This is a genomic window from Acidiphilium sp. (genome assembly GCF_049977125.1).
GTDB lineage: Bacteria > Pseudomonadota > Alphaproteobacteria > Acetobacterales > Acetobacteraceae > Acidiphilium.
The window spans coordinates 1-1,968 of sequence record NZ_JBMFGY010000334.1 but is presented as its reverse complement, the minus strand read 5'-3'; the positions used below and the strand labels follow the sequence as shown (position 1 = coordinate 1,968).

General features: G+C 58.2%; 2 protein-coding genes and 1 pseudogene. 2 read left to right on the top strand and 1 reads right to left on the bottom strand.

Annotated elements, in window-relative coordinates; translation table 11 throughout:
• The coding region (locus ACP5E6_RS18805) for a substrate-binding domain-containing protein (RefSeq protein WP_427956970.1) at nt 1-573 on the bottom strand (573 nt) is incomplete at its 3' end.
• Between the two features lie 213 nt (nt 574-786).
• Here ACP5E6_RS18805 and ACP5E6_RS18800 point away from each other — a divergent pair.
• Nucleotides 787-1,572 carry a DeoR/GlpR family DNA-binding transcription regulator gene (locus ACP5E6_RS18800; RefSeq protein WP_427956967.1) on the top strand — a complete coding sequence of 262 codons (786 nt, stop codon included), beginning with the start codon at nt 787-789 and terminating at the stop codon, nt 1,570-1,572.
• Nucleotides 1,572-1,968: pseudogene (locus ACP5E6_RS18795) on the top strand (sugar isomerase); the annotation flags it as partial. The gene ACP5E6_RS18800 and the pseudogene ACP5E6_RS18795, both read left to right, overlap by 1 nt.

The following is a 1,968-nucleotide window of genomic DNA, read 5'->3' as shown; positions in this document are numbered from 1 at the left end:
GTTCAGATTGGTCGCGGTCGGACCACCGGAAACGAACGCGACCTCACCCTTTCCGTCGATCGCCTTCGCCAATTGATCGATCACGGCATCGGCCAACGCCTTATTACTGGTCTGCTGCACCCGCAGATCAACGTCCGGACCATCGACCTGCGAATCCGTCGAATAGAACAGGATGCCATGATCCTTAGCTTGCTTCGCCAGTGCCTCGAGCGCCGTCGGACTGTTCGCGGAAACACCGACCGCACTGACATGCTTGTTAATCAGGCTCTGCACGATCTCAGCTTGGCCTGAAACCGAAGCTGTGGTCGGTCCCTGATAAATAATGTGTGCACCGAACTTTTTACCAGCCTGCTCAAAACCCTGTTTCATCGCCGAAAAATACGGAATCCCGACCAGTTTCGGCACGAATGCGATATTCGGCTCAGCGGCCAGCGCTGTGCCGCAACCGGCAACAAGCAAGGCAAGGCCGACCAGGATCGATGGTGACCGAAAATGATGCTTCATGGCGCGTTTCCCTCCGAGAGATTGATTAATCCGAACCTCTGGGTTCAGTTTATCTTTGGAAGTTAACATGAATAAACATTGATCTGTCAAGTGAGTAGGGCAGGGTAGCGGGAAAGGTCCTGTTTTTTAAAAAGAAGCGATTTCTTTCTTACCTAACCCGACCAATTTAGTTCGCGATTGTGCGGCGCTATATAAGGCAAATAAACAACTCATCAGACCATCACTTGTGAGGCCGCGCGTTGTGACGTAAACGATGATTGGGATGTGGGAACGCACATATAAATGTTCAAAGCGGGTGTGCCCGCCATGAGTGACACGCTGCGCCAGGCGGAAATCCTCCGCCGTGCCGTCAACGCGCCGGTCCTGCGCGTCCGCGATCTCGCCGCTGAGTTCGGCGTCCACGACATGACGATCAGGCGTGATTTCGATGCGCTGGCGGAGCAGGGGTTGATGGAGCGGGTGCGCGGCGGTGCCCGGCTACGTGAGCGCATGAGCGAGGAACTCAGCCACCAGCTGCGCGCCAGCCGCCACACCGAGGCGAAATCTGCAATCGCGAGGGCCGCCCTCAGTCTCATCGAGCCAGGCGACACGATCGCTTTGGATGCCTCGACCACAGCACTGCATCTGGTGCGTATGCTTACCGGGAACGGGGTATCGGCCATTGTCTCGAGCCTCGATGCCGCGACCACGCTCGCCGCCGCTGGGGTCGATTTTGTGCTGGTCGGCGGTGCGTTTCACGCCCCAGCGCGCTCCTTCACTGGCGTTTTGTTCGAAGACGTTACGGCCTGCCTACACCCTGACAAGGTATTCTTCTCCACCAGGGGATTTCACGCAGTACTCGGCCTGACTGATTCCTATCTGCCAGAGGTTGGTGCCAAACGCGCCATGCTGCGCTCAGGTGCAACTGCGATCGCGTTGATCGACTCTTCGAAATTCGGTAGACGGGCGCTGGCAACCATCGCAACTTTGACCGAAATCGACGTCGTCATCACCGATGCGATGCCAGCAGAGGCCGATCTCGCAGCCCTGGAAGCAGCCGACATCCGGCTGATCGTCGCGGAGGATTGATGGACGACGCAACCTTTATCGCACAGCTCGACGCGCAGATCATCGAAACGCCAAGCTGGGCGTTCGGCAACACGGGCACCCGCTTCAAAACCTTCGCCAGTCCCGGTGCAGCGCGCAGCGTGTGGGAAAAGATCGAGGACGCAGGGGAGGTTCACCGCATGACCGGCATCGCCTCGCGCGTAGCGCTGCATATCCCGTGGGATAAGGTGGACAATGCGTTAGCCCTCGGTCGCTTCGCCGCCGATCGCGGCATCGCGATCGGCGCCATCAACCCCAATCTGTTCCAGGACGAGGATTATCGCCTTGGCTCGCTCACCCATCCCGATACCCGGATTCGTGACAAGGCCCTGGCCCATCTGCATGATTGCGTTGCGATCATGCATCAAACCGGCGCCC